This is a genomic window from Marinobacter subterrani, from assembly GCF_001045555.1.
Lineage (GTDB): Bacteria > Pseudomonadota > Gammaproteobacteria > Pseudomonadales > Oleiphilaceae > Marinobacter > Marinobacter subterrani.
Genome location: NZ_LFBU01000001.1, coordinates 794,840 through 813,512, shown reverse-complemented (window position 1 = coordinate 813,512; position 18,673 = coordinate 794,840). Strand labels below are relative to the sequence as shown.

The 18,673-nt window shown below is 60.2% G+C and carries 20 protein-coding genes and 1 other RNA gene; 20 read left to right on the top strand and 1 reads right to left on the bottom strand.

Annotation, left to right across the window (positions count from 1 at the left end):
* Window positions 1–30: 30 nt before the first annotated feature.
* The 20 genes from ffs (at window position 31) to msub_RS03690 (ending at window position 18,122) form a co-directional block, all read left to right on the top strand.
* An RNA gene (gene ffs, locus msub_RS20960) (signal recognition particle sRNA small type) lies at window positions 31–127 on the top strand.
* A 164-nt stretch (window positions 128–291) separates the two neighbouring features.
* Window positions 292–1,998: a DNA polymerase III subunit gamma/tau gene (dnaX, locus tag msub_RS03785; RefSeq protein WP_048494778.1), complete on the top strand. Its 1,707-nt coding sequence runs from the start codon at window positions 292–294 to the stop codon at window positions 1,996–1,998.
* A gap of 3 nt (window positions 1,999–2,001) precedes the next feature.
* On the top strand, window positions 2,002–2,325 hold the full coding sequence (locus msub_RS03780) for a YbaB/EbfC family nucleoid-associated protein (protein ID WP_048494777.1): 324 nt from the start codon (window positions 2,002–2,004) through the stop codon (window positions 2,323–2,325).
* A gap of 31 nt (window positions 2,326–2,356) precedes the next feature.
* Complete coding sequence (gene recR, locus msub_RS03775; RefSeq protein ID WP_048494776.1) at window positions 2,357–2,959, top strand: recombination mediator RecR; 603 nt, start codon at window positions 2,357–2,359, stop codon at window positions 2,957–2,959.
* A gap of 18 nt (window positions 2,960–2,977) precedes the next feature.
* Window positions 2,978–4,135: a ribonuclease D gene (locus tag msub_RS03770; protein ID WP_048494775.1), complete on the top strand. Its 1,158-nt coding sequence runs from the start codon at window positions 2,978–2,980 to the stop codon at window positions 4,133–4,135.
* The gene (locus tag msub_RS03765; RefSeq protein WP_048494774.1) at window positions 4,132–4,425 is read left to right on the top strand and encodes a YcgL domain-containing protein; all 294 of its coding nucleotides are present in this window, start codon (window positions 4,132–4,134) and stop codon (window positions 4,423–4,425) included. The genes msub_RS03770 and msub_RS03765 overlap by 4 nt, the downstream gene beginning before the upstream one ends.
* Entirely contained in the window at window positions 4,422–4,868 is a 447-nt protein-coding gene (locus msub_RS03760; RefSeq protein ID WP_048494773.1) for a YcgN family cysteine cluster protein, read from the top strand. Before msub_RS03765 ends, msub_RS03760 begins: the two co-directional genes overlap by 4 nt.
* Window positions 4,868–5,212 (top strand): hypothetical protein, encoded by a 345-nt coding sequence (locus msub_RS03755; RefSeq protein ID WP_048494772.1) that lies wholly within the window; start codon window positions 4,868–4,870, stop codon window positions 5,210–5,212. The genes msub_RS03760 and msub_RS03755 overlap by 1 nt, the downstream gene beginning before the upstream one ends.
* Window positions 5,213–5,255: 43 nt before the next feature.
* Window positions 5,256–7,283 carry a vWA domain-containing protein gene (locus msub_RS03750; protein ID WP_227506628.1) on the top strand — a complete coding sequence of 676 codons (2,028 nt, stop codon included), beginning with the start codon at window positions 5,256–5,258 and terminating at the stop codon, window positions 7,281–7,283.
* Between the two features lie 18 nt (window positions 7,284–7,301).
* A complete protein-coding gene (locus tag msub_RS03745; RefSeq protein WP_048494770.1) occupies window positions 7,302–8,144 on the top strand; it encodes an AAA family ATPase in 843 nt (280 codons plus the stop codon).
* A 34-nt stretch (window positions 8,145–8,178) separates the two neighbouring features.
* On the top strand, window positions 8,179–9,357 hold the full coding sequence (locus msub_RS03740) for a vWA domain-containing protein (protein ID WP_048494769.1): 1,179 nt from the start codon (window positions 8,179–8,181) through the stop codon (window positions 9,355–9,357).
* A gap of 397 nt (window positions 9,358–9,754) precedes the next feature.
* Window positions 9,755–10,303, top strand: coding sequence for a hypothetical protein (locus msub_RS03730; protein WP_227506627.1), 549 nt, complete (start codon window positions 9,755–9,757; stop codon window positions 10,301–10,303).
* A gap of 6 nt (window positions 10,304–10,309) precedes the next feature.
* Window positions 10,310–11,752 (top strand): tetratricopeptide repeat protein, encoded by a 1,443-nt coding sequence (locus tag msub_RS03725; RefSeq protein WP_048494767.1) that lies wholly within the window; start codon window positions 10,310–10,312, stop codon window positions 11,750–11,752.
* Window positions 11,749–14,571, top strand: coding sequence for a tetratricopeptide repeat protein (locus msub_RS03720; RefSeq protein WP_048494766.1), 2,823 nt, complete (start codon window positions 11,749–11,751; stop codon window positions 14,569–14,571). The genes msub_RS03725 and msub_RS03720 overlap by 4 nt, the downstream gene beginning before the upstream one ends.
* Window positions 14,561–15,046 carry a tetratricopeptide repeat protein gene (locus tag msub_RS03715; RefSeq protein WP_048494765.1) on the top strand — a complete coding sequence of 162 codons (486 nt, stop codon included), beginning with the start codon at window positions 14,561–14,563 and terminating at the stop codon, window positions 15,044–15,046. Before msub_RS03720 ends, msub_RS03715 begins: the two co-directional genes overlap by 11 nt.
* The gene (locus tag msub_RS03710) at window positions 15,047–15,394 is read left to right on the top strand and encodes a hypothetical protein (RefSeq protein WP_048494764.1); all 348 of its coding nucleotides are present in this window, start codon (window positions 15,047–15,049) and stop codon (window positions 15,392–15,394) included.
* 16 nt (window positions 15,395–15,410) lie between these two features.
* Entirely contained in the window at window positions 15,411–16,106 is a 696-nt protein-coding gene (locus msub_RS03705; RefSeq protein WP_048494763.1) for a MotA/TolQ/ExbB proton channel family protein, read from the top strand.
* A gap of 9 nt (window positions 16,107–16,115) precedes the next feature.
* A complete protein-coding gene (locus msub_RS03700) occupies window positions 16,116–16,646 on the top strand; it encodes an ExbD/TolR family protein (protein ID WP_048494762.1) in 531 nt (176 codons plus the stop codon).
* A complete protein-coding gene (locus msub_RS03695) occupies window positions 16,643–17,131 on the top strand; it encodes an ExbD/TolR family protein (RefSeq protein ID WP_048494761.1) in 489 nt (162 codons plus the stop codon). The genes msub_RS03700 and msub_RS03695 overlap by 4 nt, the downstream gene beginning before the upstream one ends.
* Window positions 17,124–18,122, top strand: a complete 999-nt coding sequence (locus msub_RS03690) for an AgmX/PglI C-terminal domain-containing protein (protein ID WP_048494760.1) — start codon at window positions 17,124–17,126, stop codon at window positions 18,120–18,122. The genes msub_RS03695 and msub_RS03690 overlap by 8 nt, the downstream gene beginning before the upstream one ends.
* A 41-nt stretch (window positions 18,123–18,163) precedes the next feature.
* On the opposite strand, the gene msub_RS03685 is transcribed toward msub_RS03690, so the two are convergent.
* Window positions 18,164–18,649 carry a MaoC/PaaZ C-terminal domain-containing protein gene (locus msub_RS03685; RefSeq protein WP_048494759.1) on the bottom strand — a complete coding sequence of 162 codons (486 nt, stop codon included), beginning with the start codon at window positions 18,647–18,649 and terminating at the stop codon, window positions 18,164–18,166.
* Between the last annotated feature and the right edge of the window lie 24 nt (window positions 18,650–18,673).

The following is an 18,673-nucleotide window of genomic DNA, read 5'->3' as shown; positions in this document are numbered from 1 at the left end:
AATTGTCCTGAAACGCCGTTATGGTGGCTCCATTGGTGCCTCCGCAACATGAAACCGTGAACCCGGTCAGGCCCGGAAGGGAGCAGCCGAAGCGGTGGAATTGTGTGCCGGGGTGTCGCTGATGGAGTCACCCCCAGTTTTCCCTTCTCTTTCGCTTCTATCTTTTTTCTATCTCCCTGATTTCCCCCGATACCCGTTCACTTTTCTGCGTATTTCGGGGACCACGTCTGCTTCTTCTGAATCTTTGTCCGTGCTAAGGTTAGAGCCGTTTTTAACTGCAGTTGGCGGAACATGAGCTACCAGGTACTTGCCCGTAAATGGCGCCCACGGACCTTTCAGGACATGGTGGGCCAGGAACACGTGCTCCAGGCGTTGATTCACGCCCTGGAAAGCCAGCGTTTGCACCACGCCTATCTGTTCACCGGTACCCGTGGGGTGGGCAAAACGACCATCGGCCGGCTTCTGGCGCGCTGCCTGAACTGCGAAACCGGTATTACCCCGAATCCCTGCGGCGAATGCTCCAGTTGCCGGGAGATTCAGGAGGGGCGCTTTGTTGATCTGATCGAGATCGATGCCGCCTCCCGCACCGGCGTGGATGACATGCGGGAACTGACCGACAACGTCCAGTACGCGCCCAGCCGCGGCCGCTACAAGGTGTACCTCATTGACGAGGTGCACATGCTGACCAACCAGTCCTTCAATGCCTTCCTGAAAACCCTTGAGGAGCCGCCGGAACACGTCAAGTTTCTGCTCGCGACGACCGACCCCCAGAAATTGCCGGTGACGGTGCTTTCCCGGTGCCTTCAGTTCAACCTCAAGCGGATGACCCCGGAACACATTGCCGGCCACCTGAGGCATGTGTTGGGCGCGGAGGAGATCCCCTTTGAGGAACCCGCACTCTGGCTTCTGGCCCGCGCCGCCGACGGCAGCATGCGGGATGCCCTGAGCCTGACCGACCAGGCCATCGCCTTTGGTGACCAGAAACTGGCCGCCAGTGATGTCAGCAACATGCTGGGCACCATTGACCAGCGGGACATCGAGCGCATTGTGAATGCCCTGGTTGAAGGCGATGGCCCGGCCCTGCTGGCGGAAATCAGCCGGATCTCGGACTTTGCCCCGGATTACAGCGTGATTCTGGCGGATCTGCTGTCGCTGTTTCACCGGGTTACCATGGAGCAGGTGGTGCCGGGGAGTGCTGATAACAGCCTTGGCGATGCCGGGCAGGTCCAGGCGCTGGCGCGAAAACTCAGCGCCGAAGATGCCCAGCTGTTCTATCAGTCGGCGTTGATAGGCCGCAAAGATCTCGCCATTACGCCGGATGCCCGTATGGGGTTCGAAATGACCCTGCTCCGGATGCTGGCGTTCCGCCCCGGTACTGACCGCCGTGAGCCGCCTGCTGTCAGCTCCGGCGGCCAGAGTGCGGTCTCAGAGCCACGGGATGAACCTGACCCGGCGGCCGAGGAATACGACGAGCCGTATCCGACACGATCGGAAGCCGTCTCAGAGCAAGAGCCTGAACCTCAGCTGGAACCAGAGCCTCAGCAGGAGCCTGAGTCTCAACCTGAGTCGGCATCGGAGCCTGAATCTCCGATCCCCGCGGAACCAGAGGGTGAGTTCGTGTGGCACCGCGATTTCCGAAGCCTCGGCATTGTTGGTATGCCCGGCAATCTGGCCAGCCACGGAGCGATGAGTCGGGAAGGCGACACAATCACCCTGGTGATCGACCAGGGCCATGCCAGGCTGCTGAACACCCGCCACGAGGAAAAAATCCTCGCTGCCTTGAGAAACCACTTCGGCGACTCCACTCAGTTACGTATAGAGCAGGGCGAGCCTGGCCCGAATACCCCGGCGGCCTATGAGGAACGCCAGAGGCAGGCGCGTCAGGAGGCAGCGGAGGCGTCCATTCGGAAGGATCCCGTCGTACAGTCTATTGTTGAACGATTTGAAGCGCGGGTAGTCGAAGAGAGTATCCGGCCGGTTGAGACAAGCAGGAGATAACGCATGATGAACAATATGGGCGACATGATGAAAAAAGCCCAGAAAATGCAGGAAGATATGCAGAAAGCACAAGAGGAACTGGCAAAGGCGGAGGTGACTGGTGAAGCCGGTGCCGGGCTGGTAAAAGTGACCATGAATGGCCGTCACGATGTGCGCAAGGTGGATATTGATTCTTCGCTGATGGCGGAGGAAAAGGACATCCTGGAGGATCTTCTGGCGGCGGCCGTAAACGATGCGGTCCGTAGGGTTGAGGAGAACCAGAAGGAAAAGATGTCCGGTATGATGTCTGGCATGGGCCTGCCTGCCGGTTTCAAGATGCCGTTCTGAATTCCATCCTGCTGCAGTCTGAGGACATTTCATGGCGTTCAGCCCCCTGGTTGATGAGCTTGTTGAATCCCTTCGTTGCCTGCCCGGCGTTGGGCAGAAGACAGCCCAGCGCATGGCGTTTCACCTGCTGGAACGGGGTCGCTCCGGCGGTACCCGTCTCTCGGACGCCCTGAGCCGGGCCATGAATGGTGTCCGGCGCTGCGAAAGTTGCCAGAATTTCGCCGATACCGAAATCTGCGGCATTTGCGACAATCCCCTGCGTCGCACGGGAACGCTGTGCGTGGTGGAAAGCCCGTCGGATCTGCTGGCCATTGAGCAGGCCGGTGATTACCGGGGCAGCTATTTTGTGTTGATGGGTCACCTGTCGCCCATTGATGGCGTCGGCCCCGAAGAAATTGGTATCGAACGGCTGCTGAGGCGGGTTCGGGAGGAAGGCGTTACCGAGCTGATTCTTGCCACCAATCCCACCGTTGAAGGTGAAGCCACAGCCCACTACATTGCCGACCGGCTTGATGGCCGCGGAATTCTGATCACCCGACTGGCCCACGGCATTCCGGTGGGTGGTGAACTGGGCTATGTCGACGGCTTTACGCTGACCCACGCGTTCCGGGGCCGAAAACCTCTCTCCGAATAAATCTGACCAGGCACTTCTATGGATATTTCCGCCCAGGCCGCTGCGGCTATTGATGTTCCCCCGGCACCGGCCAGCATCCACTGGATCCGCGAGCCGGAAATGCTCGACCAATGGCTGGATCGGGCGCCGGGCAAGCCCCTGGCACTGGATACGGAATTCGAACGGGTCAACACCTTTTACCCGATCCCCGGGCTGGTCCAGCTCGGCCTGGATGGCCAGTTCTGTCTGGTGGACCCGGCAGTCGCCGAACAATCCCGCCGCTTCCGGGAGATTCTGACCGACCCGGAAACGCCCAAGCTCTTGTATGCCATGAGCGAGGATCTGGAGCTGTTCCGGCAGTGGCTCAACCTTGAGCCTGCAGGGGTGATTGATTTGCAGATTGGTGCTGCCATGGCCGGCGCCGGATTCTCCCTGGGCTACGCCAGGCTGGTGGAGACGCTGTTTGGTGAAACCCTGGACAAATCCGCCACCCGGTCTGACTGGCTGGCCCGGCCCCTGAGCGATGCTCAGCAGCGCTACGCCGTTGACGATATCCGTTTTCTCGAACCCATGCATAAGTGGGTGACTGCTTTGTTGCGGGAGCGGGGCCTGGAGGTTGCTCTGGCCGAGGAGTCAACCCGATTCGCCAACGAGCTGGCTGGGCAGGAAGATCCGGAGAATCATTACCTGAAGCTTCGGGGCGGTTGGACACTTACGCCACAGCAGCAGGGCGTGCTCCGGGAACTGGTGCGCTGGCGGGAGCTGGAATGCCAGAAGCAGGACCGACCCCGAAACCGGGTGCTGTCGGACGCATTGCTGATCGCCATCGCCGAGGCCATGCCGGATACCCCGAAGGCGCTTTCCAACATTCAGGGTGTGCCGTCCGGGGCGGTTCGACGCTACGGCGACATCGTGCTTGACCTTGTGAGCAAAGGCGCGACCGCGGATAATTCCGGTATCGAGCGCATTGCTCCGCCCTTGTCGAGAGACCAGCAGGGGTTCTTCAAGCAGCTAAAGCGATTGTTCAGGAAAGCGGCGGAAGATGCTGATATTCCAATAGAATTACTAGCGCCAAGAAAGCGGCTTGAGAAGCTGGTGCAGAATCGTGACCTGGCACAACATGAATTTTTTCAGGGCTGGCGGGCAAGAATCCTGGCGCCGGTTCGCCCTGATATCGAGGAATTACTGACGTCATGAAAAAGCGGGAATTTGTTTCTGTATTCCGTAGCAGCAAAAAGCGCGACACCTACATTTTTGTCCGACGTGGCCAGGAGTGGGAGGAGCTGCCGGAGAGCCTGCGCGGTATTTTCGGGCAGCCCGTGCATTCGATGGATCTGGTGCTGACACCGGATCGAAAACTGGCCCGGACAACCGGCAAACAGGTGCTTGAGGCCATCGGGGACAAAGACTTCTTCCTCCAGATGCCCGAAGAGCAGGATGGCTATGTGGTGGACTTCCGGAGAAAACCGGAGCAGCGCAATCCATGATTGCCCAGGTGCCGTTCTGGCAACGCAAACGTCTGGATGAGATGACACCCGGGGAATGGGAATCCCTGTGTGACGGCTGCGGCAAATGCTGCCTGAACAAGCTGGAAGATGAAGACACCGGCGAGGTGTATCACACCGATCTGGTGTGCCGGTACATGGATGAGCAAACCTGCCGTTGTACCGTCTATGAAGAGCGGTTGGATAAAGTCCCGGAATGCACGGTGCTGACACCGGGTACCGTCACGGACTACCATTGGCTTCCTTACACCTGCGCCTACCGAACCCTGGCGGAAAGCCGGCCGCTGGCTGACTGGCACCCGCTTCGCAGTGGGGACCCGGAGTCGGTGCACGAAGCGGGCGTTTCCATCCGTCACCGGGCTATCTCTGAGGCCCGGGTGCCGGAAGAGGACTGGGAAGAACACATCATTCACTGGATTCTGTAATGATTGATACCGATGCACAACTGGCCTACAGCATTTTCTGGGCCGCTTACGCGATAGCCTTTGTCGTGTTCTTTTACATGATGAAGCGCCTCACTCGCTTCCTGCCACTGTACGGCCTGAGAACCCTGCTTCTTGCTGCGCTGGTCGCACTCTTGCTGACTCCCGTCGAGTCGCAGATTTTCGAGAACTGGTGGATACCGGCCTGGCTGTTCGCCGGCTATGAGATGATTCTGGGAAATGCCGACGCGGCCGGGCGGGCGTTATTCAATCTGGGGCTTGCCGGCCTGGTCATGCTCCTGGTCTGGTTGCTTGATCTGGTTCGTTATCGCCTGGTTAGTCGTTAACGCTGATGAATAACAAGAATGGAAGACCGCTGTGAGAGTCGTTATGCCACGGTTGATGGGCCTGCTTGCACTGATTTTTGCCGTTAGTCTGTCAACGCTGGCGGCGGCACAGGAAACTGGCGATGTTCAGTTGCCTGCGAAGCCGGATGTGCGGATTATTGTCGACATCTCCGGTTCCATGAAGGACAGCGATCCCGGGAACCTTCGCCAACCGGCCGTGCGCCTGCTGGCCCGGCTCCTGCCCGAGGGTGCCACAGCGGGTGTCTGGACCTTCGGGCAGTATGTGAACATGCTGGTTCCGCACCGCGAGGTGACCGGTCAGTGGCGCGAAACCGCCATAGAGCGCTCGGAGCAGATCAATTCCGTGGCCCTGAGAACCAACCTGGGCAAAGCCATTGAAGTGGCCAGCGATGGCTACTACACCGACGGTGATCTGAGCCGGACGCACTTCATTCTGCTGACCGATGGCAAGGTCGACATTTCCAAAGATCCGGCTGCCAATGCCGCCGAGGAGCAGCGCATTCTGGAAAAGGTTGTGCCGGCGCTGGTTGCCAACGGCGCCACCTTCCACCCGATTGCGCTGTCTGAGGCCGGTGATACCGAGTTTCTTAGAGCGCTGGCCAAAATGTCTGGCGGCCGCTACCAGGTTGCGGAAACCGCAGATGAACTGAACCTCGCATTCCTGGAGGCCCTGAACACGGCCGCCCCCCAGGAGCAGATTCCCATTGAGGGCAATGGCTTTACCGTTGACGACGGCGTTCGGGAATTCACCGCCCTGATTTTCTGGGGCGAAGCCGAAACCTCCGCCACGCGGGAACTGGAGCTGATCCGACCGGACGAAAAGGTGGTTAACCTGGCGGATTCGCCGGATAACGTCCGCTGGGTTCGTGAAGCCGGGTACGACCTGATTACGGTGAATGAGCCGGTGGCAGGCCAGTGGCGTATCAACGGCGAACTGGGTGAGGGCAGCCGGGTGACGGTTGTCAGCGACCTGCGAATGGTAGTCAACCCGTTGTCCACCAGCTTCTCTGCGCAAGAGCCGCTGGCTATCGAGATCGCGTTTTTCGAACAGCAGGACAAGATCACCAATCCGGACTTCCTCGGAGTTCTGGAGGTCAGTCTGACCATCACCTCCGAGGATGGTCGCAGCGGAACCAAGGTTCTGTCAGAAGGGCAGCCGCCGGAAGACGGCATCTACCGTGATACGGTCAATCGCCTGCCGGCCCCGGGCCTGTACGAGATTGCGGTCATCGCGGACGGCCAGACCTTCAGCCGCAAGTTCAGCGCGTCGGTGGGATATACCGTTCCGGAAGGCGCCGCCCCGGATGGCTCGGTTGCCGGTTTGCCGCAAGAGCCGCAGCCGAAGGCCGAAGTGCCAGTACCCCCTGTTGAACAGGCCCAGCCAACAATTGTTCCGCCCATCGATGTCAGTCAGGTGGAGGAGCCATTAGCTCAGGGTAAAGAGCCCTCAGCGCCACCTGAAAAGACCTCTGCAACGCCCGCAGATACTGCGGCACCGAATGCCCAGGATCCGGAGGAAGACACCAGCGCCTTGCCGGTTCCCCTCTGGGTGCTTGCGGCGGGTGCCGGTGGCATTGCCCTGTTAGCCGGCGTGGTCTGGGCCGTCATCCGCCAACGTCGCAAGCACCAGGAAGCCCAGGCCGCCGCTGCGGCTGATCGGGAAACGATCGACGATCTGGAAGAGGATGCCGATCCGGAGCCAGAAGCCGAGCCGGAACCTGAGCCAGAACCGGAACCGGAACCAGAACCAGAACCAGAACCAGAACCGGAGGAAATACCGGAGGTCACCGAAGAGGCTCCGGCCGACGATATGTCGGAACTCGAGGCGGTCATCGATGAACACGAAGCGGACGAGGAAATCCCGGAGCTGGAAGATGTTGCCGATCCCTCCGATGCCGACGCTCCGGAGGAAGAAGACGACGAAGAATTCGGACTGGAGGATTTTGACCTGTCCGAGTTCGACGATCTGCCCGATTTCGATGAGGATGAATCCGGTTTGCCGGATAACGATCCGAAAAAACAAGCCGACGAAAAAGATCCGAAAAAGTAACCGACAGGAACCAGACCCATGAAGTTTACCGGTACCGAGAAATACGTTGCCACCGATGACCTGCAAATGGCCGTCAACGCCGCGATCACGCTCCAGCGTCCGCTGTTGATCAAGGGCGAGCCGGGCACCGGGAAAACCCTGCTGGCGGAGGAAATGGCCGCAGGCCTGGGTATGAGGCTGATTCCGTGGCATATCAAGTCCACGACCAAAGCCCAGCAGGGACTCTATGAGTACGACGCGGTTTCGCGCCTGCGCGACTCCCAACTGGGCGACGAGAAGGTCAAGGACATCAGCAACTACATCGTCAAGGGCAAGCTCTGGGAGGCCTTTGAGTCTGAAGAACAGGTGGTGCTGCTGATCGATGAAATCGACAAGGCGGACATTGAGTTCCCGAACGACCTCCTGCTCGAGCTCGACCGGATGGAGTTTTTTGTCTACGAGACCCAGCAATCGGTCCGGGCCAGACACCGCCCGATCATCGTGATCACCAGCAACAATGAGAAGGAACTGCCCGATGCGTTCCTGCGCCGGTGTTTCTTCCACTACATCAGTTTCCCGGACCATGACACCATGCAGAGTATCGTGGATGTTCACTTCCCGGGACTGCAACAGGCAATCGTTCGTGATGCCCTGGAAGTGTTCTTCGATGTGCGCAAGGTACCGGGGCTCAAGAAGAAGCCTTCTACCTCGGAGCTGATTGACTGGCTGAAGCTGCTCATGGCTGATGAGCTGTCCGCCAAAATGTTGCAGGAGAAGGATACCAGCTCGGCGCTGCCGCCACTGTACGGTGCCCTGGTGAAGAACGAGCAGGACGTGCATCTGTTGCAGAAGCTCGCATTCATGGCGCGCCGCCGCAGCTGATTCTCAGCAAGAACATTGGCAAGAGTCACGTTTTATGTTGATTGATTTTTTTCTCGAAGTCCGGCGAGCGAAGGTACCGGCCAGCCTGCGGGAATTTCTGGATCTGCTGGAAGCCCTGCAGCACCGGCTGGCCTTTGCCGACATGGAAGAGTTCTACTACCTGGCCCGTCTGTGCCTGGTCAAGGATGAGCGCCACTTCGACAAGTTCGACCGGGCCTTCCAGGCGTATTTCGAGGGCATCCAGAACCTGGACGACCTTCTGGAAGCGCTGATTCCGGATGACTGGCTGCGGGCCGAGTTCGAAAAGCACCTGTCCGAGGAGGAGAAGGCCAGGATTGACTCTCTCGGTGGTCTCGAGGAGCTGATCGAAACCTTCAAGAAGCGCATGGAGGAGCAGCAGGAGCGCCATGCCGGCGGTAACAAATGGATCGGCACCGGCGGTACTTCGCCCTTCGGCGCCAATGGCTACAACCCCGAAGGCTTCCGGATCGGCCAGAAGAACGGCCGCCATGGCCGGGCGGTGAAGGTCTGGGAAAAGCGGGAATACAAGGATCTGGATGACAGCATCACCCTGGGTATCCGGAACATCAAGGTAGCGCTACGGCGGCTCAGAAAGTTCGCGCGCCAGGGCGCGGCCGACCAGCTGGATATGGACGATACCATCCGGTCAACGGCCCGGAATGCCGGCTATCTGGACCTGAAAATGGTGCCGGAGCGGCACAACGCGGTTAAGGTGCTGATCTTCTTCGATGTCGGTGGCTCCATGGACCCGCATATCCGTGTCTGTGAGGAATTGTTCTCGGCCGCGCGTCTCGAGTTCAAGCACATGGAATATTTCTACTTCCACAACTTTCTCTACGAGAGTGTGTGGAAGAACAACATCCGCCGGATGAACGAGACCATGAGCACCTGGGATATCCTTCACAAATACACCCCCGACTACAAGGTGATCTTTGTGGGCGATGCCACCATGGCGCCCTATGAGATTTCCCACCCCGGCGGCTCGATAGAGCACTGGAATGAGGAAGCCGGCGCCGCCTGGTTCCAGCGTATTTCCGATCACTTCCGCAAGGTGGTCTGGCTCAATCCGTTGCCGGAAAGCTACTGGGGTAACGGTGGCTCCCTGGCCATGACCCGCCAACTGGTGAATGATCACATGTACCCGCTCACCGTCGAAGGCCTCGAATCGGCCATGAGGCAACTCAGCAAGTAAACTTGGGGTCAGATGAAATTGGGGTCAGATGAAATTTTCATCTGACCCCAATTTCATCTGACCCCGAATAAAAAAAGCCGATGCGGTTGAGGGCATCGGCAAAGCTCGGCATATCAAACGGGGGTTGCCTGTTCGGCGCTCCCGTCGCCTCCCCATCAGCAATTACAGGGCCACTTGAGTTAACGGTATTTAAATCAAGTGGTTGCGGGTTCCCGCATTTCTGTGCCATGGCCAAGCTGCTGTAGTTATCCCTGTCTCTGTCAAATAACTCGACACTCATCGTTCGCTCTCTGTTTTCCATTTGGTGATCTGGATACCGTTCTTGGCGGTTACCAAGTGTTACGCTTTCTTCCGTTCTGTTACACAAGTTTGCGCGGGTTACTCAGGCAGGAGGCTTATGTTCGGCATACAACTTCTACAAAAGCGCCGGATTCATGAACTCGGCTTATTGACCGGCTGGCTGTTTTCTTTTCTGCTGCTCTCAGCGCCGGTACTGGCGGCCTCCGCCCTTGATGAGAGAATCCAGGCCCTGGGCGCTGAGGTGGACAGGCACTCCGACACGGTTTTTGCCCTGGAACAGAAGCTGTTGCATCCCGCCAATACGCGACTGGCAGTTTTTCTGACACTTCAGAGCCGGGAGGCGCTTGATCTTGATTCGGTGGAGCTTTTCCTGAACGGCCAGCCCGTCGCCTCACACCTGTACAGCGAAAGAGAACGGGCGTCCCTCGAACGTGGCGGTATTCAGCAACTGTTTATCGGCAATCTCCGGAACGGCGAGCATGAGCTGAAGACGGTTATTACGGCCCGCTCCGCCAATGAGGACTTCGTCCGGCGTGAGTCGGTATACCGGTTCAGCAAGCGCCCGGGCGCCCTGCGGCTTCAGATGAGTCTGGAAGCGCGTGCGCCAGACTATGAACCCCGGGTTTCGATTGTTGAGTGGAAGTAGGTTGCCATGACCTTCCGTACCCTGCTCATAAGCCTTGCGCTTTTTGTGACCAGCCCGTTGATGGTTTCTGCCTCATCGGATTTGCCGGCTGATATCCGGGCAGGCCTGGAACAGTTCAGGCAGGCGAGCGGCCTGGGTATCGATCTGGGCGACAGGCACCAGCGGGAGCTTTATCAGCAGGCGGAAGAGGCCCGGTTGAACGGCCAGACGGACGAGGCCGGGCGCGTCCTTGCTGAAATGAAAGCGGGGTACTGGGCCGCGGTTGGCTATCTCAATCTGTCGACCGATTATGCCCGGGAAGATCTGAATCCCGCCCGCGCGCTCGTTGCCCTGAGGGTCGCAATGGCGATGCTGGAGGCGGAGGAAAAGTCGGCACGCCGGGAAGACCTTCGCAACCGCCTGCTCATAAGAGCCGGCTACCTTGCCTATCAGCATGAGGAGTACGAGAAGGCGATCGGCTTTCTGGAAAAGGTGGCGCTGGACAGCTTCAATACGCCAAGAGCGCTCTACCTTCATGGCCTGGCGCTCTCGCAAAGGAACAACCACCGGGCTGCCATGCAGAGCTGGCACCGGGCGCGGAAATACCCCCTGGCGTACCCGGGCGTTGCCGACGCATGGATTGCCATGGGCCGGGGATACGATCTCTCTGGCTATCTCGGCCAGGCCGGGGAGGCGTATCTGGCGGCCAACGCCGCCTTTGAAAGTGAGCGGGTGACGCTGCGCAAACTGGCGGACAAAATCCGGAGTGAAGGGGCGTACAAAAGCCTGGTGGAAGACGCCGGCGAAACCGGCGTCGACTGGTTCCTGGCCGACAGCCGGAAACTGGCCCAGCCACGCACGGCCTACCTGCTCCGCTTCATGGAACAGCCGGAAGCCCAGCAGGCCGCAGGGCGGGTCGCCACCCTGGAAGCGATGGAGACTCAGCTTGCCGGTTTCCAGCGGGATCTGCAGGTCTTTGCGAGTGTGTTGGCGGAGCAGATTGCCCTGGTTGGGGGGCGGGCTGCCGGTACCGGCACAACAGCGCTCGCCAAGCAGGGGGCCGACCTGAGGGCGCGGCTCGACCAGTTGTTGGCCCAAACGCTGGATGCTGGCCAGGAAAGCCGTCTGGCCAAGCTGTCGAAAACCCTGGCGGATACCCGGGAAAAACTGCACTCCCTCGATCAAAGGGTATCCGAGCGACCGGGAGTTCTGAGGGCACTGCGTGACCAGGCGCTGGCGCTGAAGCGCAGGAACGAGGCATTGATGTCCTCGGTGCAAGGCCTGCGGCGCGACGCCGAGACGGCGCTGGACACCATGACACTCGAGTACGTTGCCAGCCAGGATCAACGGATGGCGTTCGCGCTCGATAAAACCGCACAACAGATCGCCCACCTGTACGAGTATCTTGCCCTGCAGAATCTTGCCGAAGCCGAGCTGTCCGGGGAAAAAACCGGGGAGGGGCGGCCATGATGCGTTTGGTTCCGGGGTTCCTGGCAGCGCTCTGGTTCATTTCGCCGGTGATGGCCCAGGAATCCTTCCGGGTCGAGCTCGGGCGCGATGGCGAAACCATTGGCGATATGCGCCCCGTGTTCCTCAAATTCGAATCCCGCCCCTTGCCGGCCATTTCGCCATCGGAAGTCGCGCGGCGCTATCAGAGCCTGTTCCGGAACTCCGATGAACCTGAGGTGCGGATCGATGCCCTGAACCGTTTGAGCAACATTCGGGACCGGTCCGGGGAAGACATCGGGTTCTCACCCTCGGAGGAAGTGCAGGTCTACCGCGAGGCAATCAGCAGCTACGAATCGATTCTCGAGCGGGGCAGCTTCAGCGGGAGTCTTGACGAGCTGCTGTATCAGATGGCGAAAGCCCATGCCCTGACCGGCAACCATGAGGAATCCATCCAGCGCCTGAAACAGCTGGTTGGGCTCTACCCTGACTCGCCGCTGGTGCCAGAGGCCAGGTTCCGGATTGCCGAATCGGCCTTCGCGTCCGGTCGCTACGCGGAGGCAGAAGCCGGCTATCGCCAACTGATTGAATCCGGCAATAGCGCGGAATTCAGCACCAAGGCGCGTTACATGCTGGGCTGGAGTCAGTTCAAGCAGGGTGCCGGCGCCTGGAATCGCGCGGCCAATACCTTTGTGACGGTTCTGGACGAGTTTCTGCCGGACACCCGAAGTCTGGAAACCGTCAACGCATCCAGTGTCGATACCATTGATGACACCTTCCGGGTACTGGCCATGATGGCCGCCAGAAAACGCGGCGCCGATACGCTGGTGTCCTGGCTGGGCGACAACGGTAGTCGCCCCTGGGTACATCTCCTGTTCGACCGGCTGGCGGATTACTACGCCATCCTGGGGCAAACCGACGCCAGTGTCGCGGTTAACCAGGCATTTATTCGCTATGCCCCGAACCACGGCAAGGTGCCAGCGTTCATGTTGCAGGTCGTTGAAGTCTGGCAGCGAGCGGGCCAGCCTGAGCGTATTCGCCAGGCCAGGGCAGAGTTCGTGGCGGGTTTTGAATCTGCCACTGGCTACGCTCGCCTGAACCAGAGCGAGCACGAAAAATGGCAGGGCTTCAGCCGGATGCTGGCCGACTTTCACTATAACCGGGGCACCAGGGCCGCTGAATCGGGCGATATCAATGCCGCTCAGGCCGCCTTCGCCTCGGCTGCGGACTACTACGAGGGCCTTGCCCGGCGCTCCGCTCCGAAGGGTGAAGTCCTTCGCCTTGCCGGCGACGCCCGGCTCCAGGCAGGGCAGTTCCCTGAGGCGCTGGCAGACTTTCGGCAGGCCGCTTATGAGGTGGTTGGTTACCAGGCCGCCGCGGATGCCGGATGGGCTGCCGTTACCCTGCTGCGCGATGGCGTCGAAGGCCAGCGGGTCAGCCGGGACTTCCGGCCCTCACTTGCGGCAGTTTCCGCCGAAGCCGACCGGTTTGCCGACCGTTTCCCCGGGGATGCCAGAAACGCTGGCGTGATGGCCGACCTGTCGAAGCGCTGGCTCGCCGCCGGCGACCATCAGCGCGCGCTGGATTACAGTGCGCGAGTCATCACCAGCAAGGAAGCGTCAGGCCCGGAACGTTATGCGGCGTGGCAGGTAACGGCAAAAGTCCGGCAGCAACAGGCCGAATACGGTCTTGCAGAAAGGGCCTGGCAGCAGGCTCTGGCGCTCGCTGAAAATGCCGGCACGGGTCATTCTGCCAATGGTCTGGCCGGGGCTGGCGACATGGCAAGCATTCGCAAGCAGTTGGCCACGGTGGTGTATCGCCAGGGTGAGGGCGCTGCGACCAGCGGCAATGCCGAAGAGGCGGTCAGGCATTTCCGCCGCATCAGTTCCATTCTGCCCGGGTCGGAGATCGCCATCAAAGGCCAGTATGATGCGGCCAACACCCTTCTCAAGGCAGCGGACTGGCCTGCGGCGATCAAAGGTCTTGAGCGTTTCCGCTCGGACTTTCCCGGCCATGAACTGGCCTCGGGTATCAGCGAAAAACTGGTCCACGCGTGGGTGTCCTCCGGGCAGCCAGCACTGGCAGCATCAGAGCTCCTCCAGGCGGCCTCGGGCCAGCCCGCCCCCTGGACGCTGCGGCTCAGAGCGGCGGCATTGCTTCACGAAGCGGGCAATGTTGCCGAACGCAACGCGCTGTACCGGGACTACCTGGCCACCGGCCCCGCTGTTGAAGACAGTTCGGGCCATCTTCAGCTCCAGACCATGCGTCACCGCCTGGTGGAGTCCGATGCCGGGGCGGATCGCTGGCGGCAGGCGCTGGTGCGCGCGGAACTCGACAGCCCCTGGCACAGCGAGGAAACCCTGGCATGGGCATCCCGTGCCTCACTGGTTCTTGGCGCCCGGGCGGCAGCGACGTTCACCAGCATCGAGCTGAGCCATCCGCTGGAAGATTCGCTGGCGCGCAAGCAGCAGGCGCTGGAGACGGCACGGCAACGGTTCCTGGATGCCGAGGCACTTGGTGGAGATGCCGTGGTATCAGAATCGCTTTATCGTCGGGCGGAATTGTATCGGGGTCTGGCCCGGGATTTGATCGCGTCCGCCGTACCAGCGGAGCTGAACGAGATGGAGGCCATGCAGTACCGGATGCTGCTGGAAGAGGAGGCCCATCCGTTCGAGGAAAAGGCCATCCGGCTGCACTCGGAGAACCACCAACGGATTACCTCGCAGGGCTACGATGCCTGGATTGAGCGTAGCCTGGGTGTTCTGGCCAAGCTGCACCCGGGGCGCTACCAGCGCGATGTGAAATGGTTGAGCTGGAATATGGAGGCCGGCGATGGCGTGTAATTATGGGCGGACATACCGGTTGGCCTGGAGCCTTTTGCTGGGTCTGCTGGCCGGCTGCGCAGGGCCGGCTGCTCAGCAACCGCAACCCGAACCTGTCCAGAGCAACCCGGAACTGGCGAAAGAGTTCGCAACGCAGGGGCAACTGGCCTTCGAGCAGGGCCGCCGGAACGCCGCTGCCGAGGCATGGCAGAGAGCGGTGGAACTGGATCCGGGCAATGCCGTGGTTGTGAATAACCTGGCGTTGCTGATGAAAGACCAGCACCGTTTTGCCGATGCTGTGACGCTTCTGGAAAGGGGTATCGCCCGGTCTCCCGAGGTTGCCGAGCTGCACTTCAACCTCGCGGTAATCGCTGAGCTCTATCTGCTGGATCTCGACAAGGCGCTCGCGCACTACGAACGCTATCAGGCGTTGACCGAAGAAGACGACAAGCTGGTGGCCGGGTGGATTGCTGATCTTGAACGGAGGCTGGAATAGATGCGCAGTGATCTGAAAATCAAAAGAGCCGGTGTGTTGGCAATCCTGGTTGCCTGGAGTGCCGTGATGGCCACGGCCACTGCGGCGCCAGGGCAGGGCGATGCAGTTCGCCTCAGCGTTGACGGCATTTCCGCAAGCCTGGGCGAGGACGAGCCCAGGGTACTTTACATTTTGCCCTGGCAGCCACCAAGCCTGCCAAAGCGCCCCCGGGCGAAGCTGGATGACACCGCGCCGGAACTGGTTCGGCCGGTAGACCCGGTGGCCCTGGAACGGCATCGCCTGTTTCGGGAAAACCTGAACCCCCTGATTCTGAGCCCCCTCGGGAGCTCAGCCGTGACTGTGCAGTAATACCGGGAGAATAAAGATGCTCGACACCATCGTACGTTTTTTTCAGGAAGGCGGCCCCTTCATGTACCCCATCGCTGTTGTGCTGGCGCTGGGCCTGGCGATCGCCGTTGAACGGTTTGTCTATCTTTCCGGAGTGCGACGGCGCAACCGGATCGCCTTCGAGCGTGGCATTCTGCCGTTGCTCCAGAAGCGTGATTATCAGCGCGCCATGAAAGCAGCCAGCAACTCGAACAGTGCCATAGCCGCCATCATGGGTGCCGGAATCGGCCGTCTGCTGAGCAACAGCCGGCGTGAAGACATCGAATACGCCATGGAAGAGGGTCTGATGGAAGTCCTGCCGCGGCTGGAGAAGCGCACCCAGTACCTGGCAACGCTGGCAAACATCGCCACGCTTCTCGGGCTTCTCGGTACCATCATCGGCCTGATTGCCGCCTTTACAGCGGTGGCCGCGGCGGACCCCTCGCAGAAAGCCAGCCTGCTCTCCGGCAGTATCTCGGTAGCCATGAATACCACGGCATTCGGGCTGATGTCCGCGATACCGCTGCTGATGTTCCATGCGGTTTTGCAGACGCGCACCAACGAAATTGTCGACAGTTTTGAAATGGCCGGCGTGAAACTGCTGAATATTATTTCTGACCCGGGCGCGCCTGCGGCCTCCGGCGCGGTGCCACCCCGGGCGGCGAATCCTGAGCCCCGGCCCTCCCTGGCCTGAGTTGACGCCATGAGACGCCGACATCGCAGGCTGAGTACGTCGCCGGACCTGGACATCACTGCCTTTCTGAACCTCATGATTGTTCTGGTGCCGGTTCTGTTGTTGGGCATGGTGTTCAGCCAGGTTCACATGATTGAGTTGAATTTTCCGGGAATGGAGCCCGGTGAGGCACCGGAAGCGGATGACTTTCGCCTGGTGGTAACGCTGATTCCGGAGGGAATCGAAATTGCAGACAGCGACCGCGGCGTTATCCGTGTTCTCCCCAAAAAGGCCGGCGGGCAGGATTTCGCCGCGCTTCGTGAGGTGCTCCGGCAGGTGAAAACCCGGGTGCCCGAGAAAACCGATCTGGTGCTGGAAGTGGGCCCGGATATTGATTACCAGACCCTGGTTACCGCCATGGATACGGTTCGGTCCTACCCGGCCGTCGTCGCGGCCAGCGTGGTGGAGGGAGAACTGTTTCCGGATGTGTCCCTGATGGATGCGTCGGAGAGCCGTCAACTGGCCGCCACCGGCAAGGAATCATCCGGGGAGGGCGTGTGAAACGATCCCGTAAAGCTCGCAGAATTCAGCGGCACTATGGCCGCATGCACCGGGCGGGTGGCCTCAACCTGGTCTCGCTGATGGACATCTTCACCATTCTGGTTTTTTTCCTGATGGTGAACTCCTCCGATGTGAAGGTCATGCAGAACGGCTCTGACCTGCCACTGCCGACATCCAGCGCGAAACAGCAGGCAGAAGAGAGCCTCACGGTTCAACTGACCGGTGATTCGATTCTGGTGCAGGGCAAGGAAGTGGTCCGGTTATCGGGTATTGAAACGGGGGATAGCCACTTCCCAGGGTTGGCGGAGGAGCTGGCCTGGCGTCGCAGCCGTTGGTCCGAAATCCCGGAGCAAGGGTTGGCGGTAACCATCATGGCCGGCCGGGATACCGATTACCGGTTGCTACGGAAGGTCATGCAGACCTGCATTGATGAGCAGTACCGGCAGGTACGGCTTGCGGTGGAGGGGGAAGTTCGAAATGGCTGACCCCCAGGCTTTGGTGATGCATCAACCGGGGCTGCCATGGAACCGGGATAGTCGCGAAAATCTCAGATTTACGGCGATTGTCGTGGTTATGCTGGTGTTGTTTTTGCCCCCGGCGTTTCTGATACCGACACTGGATTTGCCGGAGATCGAGCGCAGTAAGGCCGAGCAGATTCCACCCAGGCTTGCGCGCCTGCTGGAACAGCCAAAGCCTGTTGTGCCCCCGGCGCCGGCCAGGCCAGAGCCGGTCAAGCCAATGCCTGAGCCTGAACCCGAGGTTCGGAGCAAAGAACCGGAAAAGCCGACCCCCGAACCGGTGACGGCTGAACCCGAACCAGCGCCCCAAACGGAACCTGTGGTTGCCCAGCCAGCGCAGCCAAAGCCCCGGCAAACCGTCGAGCAGGCCCGGGCGACGGCGTCAAAATCGGGCCTGTTGGCGATGAAAGACCGGCTTGCCTCATTGCGCGAACCCGAAACGGCGCCGGCACGCCAGTTTGCGGTCAACACCGGCTCACCAGCTACAGCGGATTCTGTTGAAGCGCCGGATTCCCGTGAGGTCCTCAGCGGCAGCGGAGGTGTCGGAAAATCTGCAACACCGGAGATAGCAGTAGCGGTTGCCGGGCACGATGTCCGGAAGGTCGCAGCGCCGGTTGAGGAAAGCCGGGCCGTGGCGGCAACGGCGGCTAAACCCGAACCCACCGTGGGCGAGCGGGCCATGAGCAATATTCGCAAGGTCTTTGATGCCAATAAAACCGCACTTTACTCCCTGTACCGGAGAGAGCTGAGGCAGGATCCCACGCTTGAGGGCAAGGTATTGCTGGAGCTGGTGATCGAACCGGACGGTTCGGTTTCCGCCTGCAAGGTCGTCAGCTCTGAACTGGAGCATCCGTCCCTGGAACAGCGCATCGCCATGCGGGTGAGGATGTTCAACTTTGGTGCCGATCAGGTCGAGACGCGCCGGGTGCGGTTTCCGATTGATTTCCTGCCCGGGTAAGGGGCAGGGAAGGGGCAGCGGCGTGCTGCCCCTCGCCCGGATCAGCTTTCGATGGTGATCCTGGGCAGTTGGGGTTTGTGCAGGGAAACTTTCTCTGTTGGCGCTATAACCCTGGCCTCGCCCGATACCACCTGCTGGCCATTCTGGTTCCGCACATCGCACGCCACCACCACACGGCCTTTCGGCTCCTTGCTCAGCACTTTCAGGTTTACGGTGAGTGTGTCATCAAGCTTTACCGGGCGCTTGAATGACAGGCTCTGCTCAAGGTAGATGGTTCCCGGGCCCGGCATAACGGTGGCCAGTGCGGCAGAAATCAGGGAGCCGCTCCACATGCCATGGGCAATCCGCTCCTTGAACATGGAGCCGGCGGCAAACTCCGAGTCCAGGTGTACCGGATTCACGTCACCGGAAACCGCGGCAAACAGCACCAGCTCGTCTTCGGAAAGGGTGCGTGTGAAGGTGGCCGTATCGCCCTCGTTCAGCTCGTCGTAGGTAATATTCTCAAGAGTATCAAGGGTATCGCTCATGGCGTGCTCCGCACTATTGTCATT